Origin of the sequence: Pseudoalteromonas sp. XMcav1-K, assembly GCF_044005875.1 — a bacterium.
Taxonomy (GTDB): Bacteria; Pseudomonadota; Gammaproteobacteria; order Enterobacterales; family Alteromonadaceae; genus Pseudoalteromonas; species Pseudoalteromonas spongiae.
On the sequence record NZ_JBIPJE010000018.1, the window covers coordinates 69690 to 77391 of the forward strand.

The window sequence follows — 7702 nt, forward strand, 5'->3', positions numbered from 1 at the left end:
CGTTTAATGTTTGAAGTAATAGCGGTAACCAATTTGATATTGGCTTTCTTTTTTATCTACTGCTTGGTTTACGTACCAGCGCGAAGGGCGTGTTGAATCGATATAGTTATACTCAGTTAGAATAAATGATTGTTTAGAGAGCTTATAGCGATAAGCGAGTGAAAACGCATTACCTTGCTCGTTGTTGTTATCACCCCAAATGTTATCTAAATCATCCACATTAAAGTGCTCAAAGCGTGCTGCAATATGATGGTTAGACCAAAAATGACGTAACATTACAAATGCGTTGTCGAAATCATTATCGACCACTTTTTCTTGGTATGGTGATGTCATGTAAGTATTGCCTTTCATATATTGCGCAATGACTTCCCATTCTTTCGCAAAACGGTATTTCAACGCTGAATGAATAAATTCTGTTGTCCATGTGTATTGACCATTTTCAACAATGCCTTCTTTAGCAAAGTTATCGTAATAGCCTAAGTTGAATTTAAGTTTATTTGCATACTTCCAATTGGCTGAAACATGCAAACCAAAGCGGTCATCAAGTTCTAAAAAAGGGTCTGATTCAGCGGCTTGTGCAGCGAGCTTCTGTTGGCGTGCGGGGAAATCTTGTACAATTAATTTTTCATGTAGCAAGGTTTGGCGACTACCAACAGTCCAACCGTGCCACGCTAGCATTGCACCAGCAGGATCGTTGTTTTTAAACAGCGAAATATCGCCTGAAAAATTATGCTTTGAACCTGAGAATTTCCCCAACTTTTCAAGTGATAGGTTTATGCCTGTATTTCGAAGTTCCTCACCAACCCAATTGTTTAAACTGCTAGAGGTTAATGTATAGGGGGTAGACCAGGCAGTAGCTACATTTTCAAAACTAATCGTTGGATAGAAAACACCGAGTTTTGATTTTATTCGCCAGCCATTGCTTGAAGGCAGGCCTTTGTAACTAACAAAGCCTTCGGTTATACCAATGACACTATTACCTTTGTTAGCAAATGCGCTAGCGACTAATGTTGCAGACCATGTTGAATTAAATTCCAAATTAAGATGGGCACCTAACTGTCCGAGTGCTATTCCAGAGCCATCGTCAAAACGAAACTTTCCGTAATCACCGGTTAAATAGCTATTACTATCATCGCTTGTTACATGATAAGCCCTTAAATCAATTAGCCCTTTTATATTTGCATCTACGGCCAATAATTGGCTACTTGCGCACAAAAGGGAAATAAGTAAAAGGCTTTTAATCAAGGACTTTCGCATGTGTTTTCGTCTGTTTTTTATAGTTAGATTGAGATAACCATGCCTCAAATTCATGAGCGGGTAATGGTTTACTAATAAAGTATCCTTGTGCTAATTCACATGCTTGAGCTTGAAGAAATAGTAATGTGGCTTCGTCTTCAATACCTTCCGCAACAACCGACAACCCCATATTATGCGCAAGTTCGATGGTTGATTTAACAATGATTTGATCATTCTCATTATCGAGCAAATGCTGTACGAAGGAGCGATCTATTTTTAGCTCTTGCACTGGCAGTTGTTTTAATTGCGCGAGTGAAGAATATCCCGTGCCATAATCATCTATCGATAATTTAAAGCCGCTTTGATTTAGGTAGTTCAGTACCTCGGTTGCCTTTTCAGGATCATCCACGACGGCATCTTCGGTAACTTCTAAAGTAATCGCGCAATCGGCTAATTGATGTTGTTGTTTTAACGAGATTACATAATCTGGATAGGACTTATCTAATATATTTTCTGCAGAAATATTTATTGCAATGTTGATGTGGATTCCATTTGATTGCCATGCCAAATATTGATTAATTGCCGCATTCGTTACCCAGCGAGTTAACGCATCCATTTGCCCGGTTTTTTCTGCAATGCTAATAAAACTATCTGGTGGAATTAAGCCTTTTTCAGGATGTAGCCATCTTACTAAGGCTTCAACGTGACTTATCTCCATTGTTTTTAACGAAAGCTTTGGCTGAAAAAACAGAGTGAGTTGGTCTTGTTCGATGGCTGTTCGCAAATTATTGGTTAAGAACAGGCGCTCAATGGCATTTTGGTCAAAAATTGGGTCATAAATTTGGAATGCTTTTTTGTTGTTTTTGGCGCGTTGAATTGCCACGTTGGATTTTTGTAATAACTCGGCCACAGAACAGTTTGGGTGTTGTGACGCAATAACAACACCAAAGGTAAATTGCAGGTGCAGATGAATGTTTTGAAATTGGCATTGCATTGTTAATGCTGATTGCAATGTGTCGATTAATGCGTCGATGTTTTGGTTTTCAATTAGAAGTATAAAATTTTCGTTACCTAAGTGATAACAATCAAAGTCATGTGGTGTGTTTTCAATACGATTTGCAACCTCATTGATGACATAGTCACTCGCCTGATAACCTAGGGTTTCGGCGATTTCCTCTGCTCTTAAAATACTCAGTTGTACAATTAAAAAGTCATGCTTGGATGTTTGACGTTTTTCTATTGCAGTAACAAGTGCATTTCGATTAGGTAAATGTGTTAGTTGGTCATGAAAGGCTTGAAAGCTAATTGTTTGCTCGCGCGAGATAATCGCTTTTGTCATGTCGTTAAATTCATTAGAAAGTTGTTTTAACTCTCGGCTACCCGATACATTTACTATTCCGTCGTAATTACCTTTGGAAATTGATTTTACTTGGCTTATCAGGCTTTTGATTGGACGGGTAATGCCTCTTGCAATGGCAATAGCGCCAAACGTCGATAAAAGCACCGTAATAAAAACCAGTAAAGCTAGTCGCGGCCATTGGATATCAATGCTTTTTAATAAATCTGCACGAGACTCAAAAAGCACCGCTGAAATATACCCATTGTCGGTGTTGCCAAGTTCTATTCGGTTATATAAATATTGGTGTTCTGTATTGGCAATTATACGTTTAAATACATCGGCTTTTATTGGGTAATTATCTTCATCTGAGCTGGCAATCACTTGGTAATGCTTACCATCAAAGCTGGCAAAACCAATGTTTACATCGGTCAAGGTAGCGAGTTCATTAGCAAGTGCGTTATTAATCAAATAACCAAACCCCACCCAACCAACAATGCGAGAGCCACTTTTAATAGGTGCAAAGCTCAGTTGATAAAGTAAATCGTCAATAAAGACCAGTTGTGCAGTTTCTTGCTGTAAAAAGCTGGTGGGTTGGCTAAAAGGTTCACCTTGTCCTTTGCCCACTCGCACTTTTACTATTCCATCATCGTTTGTGTAAGTAACTAGCTGTGCAAAAACGGTTCCTTCGCTATTGATTGCCATCGCAAGGTCACTATCAATGCGTTTTCGGTGATTGTTTAGGGCAACTAAAAAGCTTTTTGTATCTTCGTCTAATACAGATTTTAGGCCGTAATCTTTTGCTGCTGTTTCAGCAAATGCAGAGAGGTAATAGCGGCGATTATTAAACTGTGTTTCAAATATATTAGATGCATTGCTTAAGCGATTATTTAATTGGGTACTCTCAAGCTTTACATTGGTGTGATAGGTAAAGTAGAAGCTAACCAGTTGCACGAGCAATAGTAAAAATAAGAACAATATTAAAATTTTACTTTGTAAACTGCGCACTTTGAAAAGTCTCATAGTTGATTAGTACTCTTCTAAAAATTCAAATTCTTCTTGCCCAACTTGTTTGGGAATAGGTAATAGTGGTTTGGTTAGGGTTAATGTCAGTGTTTTTTTATCTGTGCTGAGCGAATGGCTTTCGGTTATTTGATGTGATGGTGTATCAAGTTGAGGATGCCAAACTGAAATATCATATTGGCCTGAGTTTTTTACTGTAAATACGGCGCTACCGTTTGTGTTTGTTTTAGTAAAATATGGTGTGTCGACAACCAATATGTAACCACTCATCCAATCATGAATGTTGCATCCCATTGCAACCTCTTCGGCTGCATTCATATCAGAGATATGCTTAGAATCACCCGCTTTTAACTTAAATTCAAATCGATTTTTACCTGACACAGAGTAAATATGATGGGTAATATCATCCTTATTTGAGAAAACAACATTTTGCCCTTTTTGCATCACGGTAATATATGGCGTAAATTTTTTACCTTGTTGATCAATGACCAATTTCTGGTTGTTACTTGGTAAATCGGCGACCCCAGCTTTTGGTGTTACAAACACGACGACTTTATTTACAGCGTTATTATTTTTATCAACGACGTTCACCGTGAGCTCGAGTGCATTAGCTTCACTAAATGTAGTAACCGCTGATATTAAAAGTAATAAGTACCTCAAAAGATTTTCCCCATGCAATGCCAAGCTCATTTCAAATTAATTGTTAATGTTGAAAAGTGATTTTATGAGCTAAAAGTAAGTTTAGACCCGTTTATAGCTAGAGCGAGGTTTTAAGGAAAAAATTGCAAGATTTATTAATAATATAAAAAAAGCCAATCGGTGTTCGATTGGCTTTTTCGATATAGTAGATGTAAAAAGAGTTTATTCGATGTTTTGAATTTGCTCACGCATTTGTTCAATTAGTACTTTTAACTCAACAGCTGCGTTGGTTACTTCAGTATTGATAGACTTTGATGCGAGTGTATTTGCTTCACGGTTAAACTCTTGCATCATAAAATCTAAACGGCGGCCGCATGCGCCACCTTTTTTCAGGATTTTACGGGTTTCTTTAACGTGCGATTGCAGACGATCAAGTTCTTCAGCAACATCTTGCTTTTGTGCAAGATAAATCAGTTCTTGCTCAAGGCGGTTTTGGTCAATCTCTGCTTTTAACTCTTCTAAACGGTTCGTTAATTTTTCACGCTGCCATTTCATTACTTCAGGCATTTGTCCGTTTACAATTTCAACTTGATCAATAATCGCGGTTAAACGGGTATCTATCATGGTTTCAAGGTTTGCACCTTCCGAACCACGCGCATCAATAAAATCAGAAACAGTTTTATCAAAACCACTTAGCAATTCTGTTTGCACTGAATCCATATCCATTTCTTCAGCTTCCATAACACCTGGCCAACGCAGAATGTCCATCGGACTGATTTCGCCATCAATTTGTTCTTGTAGCCAAGTTGCATTTTTCATAATTTGCTTAGCTAACGCTTGATTGATTTTCATCTCGCCAACATGCGCAGGGTTGGCATTAAACTTAAGTGACACTTCTACTTTACCGCGCTGCAATTGCTTGCGTAGTTTTTCACGGATAACAGGCTCTAGTGCTCTAAATTGTTCCGGTAGACGAATAAAGGTTTCTAAGTATCTTTGGTTAACAGAGCGAATTTCCCAAACGCCGTTACCCCAGTCACCTTTAACTTCATGGCGAGCGTAGGCTGTCATACTATGGATCATGTGCGGTTTCCTAAGTTTTTAGAAATGATAATTTATGCTTGGTCGCATTATAGCGGAAGTTGTTAAGCAGCTTACAGTAAATTTTATCTGATAAAAATATAAAGACTGTGCCTTTTATGACTTTTCCCATAGCGATTCGAACAATTAGTTCTTATAATATGCCAAATCTTGAATAGTGAGGATATCCAATGCGTCCTAGTGAACGAACGCCTAACCAAATTCGCCCAGTTTCTTTTACTCGTAATTATACAATGCATGCTGAAGGTTCAGTATTAGTTGAGTTCGGCAATACCAAGGTATTGTGTACTGCAACAGTTGAAGCAGGCGTGCCGCGCTTTATGAAAGGGCAAGGTAAAGGTTGGATCACGGCTGAATACGGTATGTTACCGCGTTCAACTCACAGCCGTTGTGGTCGTGAAGCTGCAAAAGGTAAACAAGGTGGCCGCACTATGGAAATCCAACGTCTGATTGCACGTTCGTTACGTGCAGCAGTTGACTTAGCTGCGCTTGGCGAAAATACAATCACTATTGATTGTGATGTTATTCAAGCTGATGGTGGTACACGTACTGCTTCAATTAGTGGTGCATGTGTAGCATTAGTTGACGCACTTACCTACATGCGTACCAAAGGCATGATCAACGCAAATCCACTTAAGCATATGATTGCTGCAATTTCGGTAGGTATTTATAACGGTGAAGCGGTAACGGATCTTGAATATTTAGAAGATTCAGAAGCTGAAACGGATATGAATGTAATTATGACTGAAACAGGTAAGTTTATTGAAGTGCAAGGTACTGCTGAAGGCGAACCGTTCTCTTATGATGAATTAACTGACTTACTTGAATTAGCTAAGCATTCAATTCGCGAAATCATCGACATGCAAAAGCAAGCGTTAGCGTAATAGGGTACAACATGAAAGATTATCAAAAAGAGTTTATTGAATTTGCACTTGAGAAGCAGGTGCTTAAGTTTGGTGAGTTTACACTAAAGTCAGGTCGTACTAGCCCTTATTTCTTTAATGCTGGTTTATTTAATACTGGTCGTGACCTTGCTCGCTTAGGTCGTTTTTATGCGGCGGCATTACAAGACTCTGGTATTGATTTTGATGTGTTATTCGGCCCTGCTTATAAAGGTATTCCAATTGCGACAACAACAGCAGTTGCATTAGCTGATCATCACGACCGTGATGTGCCTTACTGCTTTAACCGTAAAGAGAAAAAAGATCACGGTGAAGGTGGTACATTAGTAGGTTCTGCACTTGAAGGTAAAATCATGCTGGTGGATGACGTTATCACCGCTGGTACTGCTATTCGTGAATCAATGGAAATCATTGCTGCAAATGGTGCTGACTTATCAGGTGTACTGATTGCGCTCGATCGCCAAGAAAAAGGTAAAGCTGAACTTTCTGCTATTCAGGAAGTTGAGCGTGACTTTAATACACAGGTAATTTCAATTGTTAAGCTAGCTGACCTTATTACTTACCTTGAACAAAAAGGTGATATGTCTGAACACTTAGCATCGGTTAAAGCTTATCGCGACCAATACGGTGTAGCTTAATAACCTAAAAGTTTGATATAAAACCCCGATTATCGGGGTTTTTTTATGGATAAATAAAATGAGCGAAATTAATAAACCAAACGGCGGCGGGTTACAACGTGTATTTAAAGCCAGCTATTGTTCTTATTTAGGTATTAAAGCAGCAATAAAAGAAGAAGCAGCATTTCGCCAAGAATTGCTTTTGGCAATTGTGATGTTTCCGACATCATTTTGGTTGGCTCAAGATTTGATTCACTGGGCTGTGTTAGTTTCAGTGTTGTTATTAGTACTAATAGTGGAATTATTAAATTCAGCAATTGAAGCGTTAACTGATCGCGTAAGCACAGAAAGACATGTTTTATCTGGTCGCGCGAAAGATATGGGCTCAGCAGCGGTTACATTTTCACTATTAATCGTCGGAATCGTCTGGGGTGTAAGTCTTTATATAAAGATCTTTGCTTAATTTACTTTGATGTAAAAATAGTCACTTCTTAAGTTATCCAGCTTTAAAAGTGATAAATATGTAACGAAAGTTGCAAATTATGGCGGTTTTGTACATATTTCGCTCGAACGATCCAAAAAACTAAAAAAAGTTTGAAATAGGGGTTGATCCAAATCCGGAACTCTCTATAATGCGCCTCCACCAACACGGGGAACGATGCAGCATAGCAGCGAATCACGAGTTGGTTGAGTCAAGTAAAACTGAGTTTTGAACGTTTTCAAAATAAAAAGAAAATAATCAAAATTAAGTGTTGACAAAAAAATAGGAAAGCGTAACATACGCAGCCCTAACAGCGACGAAGCGTCGCGGCAAACACTAAGTTGTTTGCAAATGCTCTTTAAAAATT

General features: G+C 38.5%; 7 protein-coding genes. 3 read left to right on the top strand and 4 right to left on the bottom strand.

Features of this window, described 5'->3' with window-relative positions:
• Positions 1 to 3: 3 nt before the first annotated feature.
• The 4 genes from ACHSBP_RS01080 to ACHSBP_RS01095 all read right to left on the bottom strand — a co-directional run bounded on the left by ACHSBP_RS01080 (position 4) and on the right by ACHSBP_RS01095 (position 5317).
• Complete coding sequence (locus ACHSBP_RS01080; protein WP_021032975.1) at positions 4 to 1257, bottom strand: hypothetical protein; 1254 nt, start codon at positions 1255 to 1257, stop codon at positions 4 to 6.
• Positions 1238 to 3595, bottom strand: coding sequence for an EAL domain-containing protein (locus tag ACHSBP_RS01085; RefSeq protein ID WP_010562012.1), 2358 nt, complete (start codon positions 3593 to 3595; stop codon positions 1238 to 1240). The genes ACHSBP_RS01080 and ACHSBP_RS01085 overlap by 20 nt, the downstream gene beginning before the upstream one ends.
• A gap of 6 nt (positions 3596 to 3601) precedes the next feature.
• On the bottom strand, positions 3602 to 4255 hold the full coding sequence (locus ACHSBP_RS01090) for a hypothetical protein (RefSeq protein WP_010562011.1): 654 nt from the start codon (positions 4253 to 4255) through the stop codon (positions 3602 to 3604).
• A 201-nt stretch (positions 4256 to 4456) separates the two neighbouring features.
• Complete coding sequence (locus ACHSBP_RS01095; RefSeq protein ID WP_010561977.1) at positions 4457 to 5317, bottom strand: YicC/YloC family endoribonuclease; 861 nt, start codon at positions 5315 to 5317, stop codon at positions 4457 to 4459.
• A 188-nt stretch (positions 5318 to 5505) separates the two neighbouring features.
• Here ACHSBP_RS01095 and rph point away from each other — a divergent pair, with 188 nt between their 5' ends.
• The 3 genes from rph to ACHSBP_RS01110 are packed head-to-tail and all read left to right on the top strand — an operon-like array spanning position 5506 to position 7317.
• Complete coding sequence (gene rph, locus ACHSBP_RS01100) at positions 5506 to 6219, top strand: ribonuclease PH (RefSeq protein WP_010561976.1); 714 nt, start codon at positions 5506 to 5508, stop codon at positions 6217 to 6219.
• Positions 6220 to 6230: 11 nt separating this feature from the next.
• Entirely contained in the window at positions 6231 to 6875 is a 645-nt protein-coding gene (pyrE, locus tag ACHSBP_RS01105) for an orotate phosphoribosyltransferase (protein WP_038637440.1), read from the top strand.
• 58 nt (positions 6876 to 6933) lie between these two features.
• The gene (locus ACHSBP_RS01110; RefSeq protein ID WP_395387970.1) at positions 6934 to 7317 is read left to right on the top strand and encodes a diacylglycerol kinase; all 384 of its coding nucleotides are present in this window, start codon (positions 6934 to 6936) and stop codon (positions 7315 to 7317) included.
• Positions 7318 to 7702 lie beyond the last annotated feature (385 nt).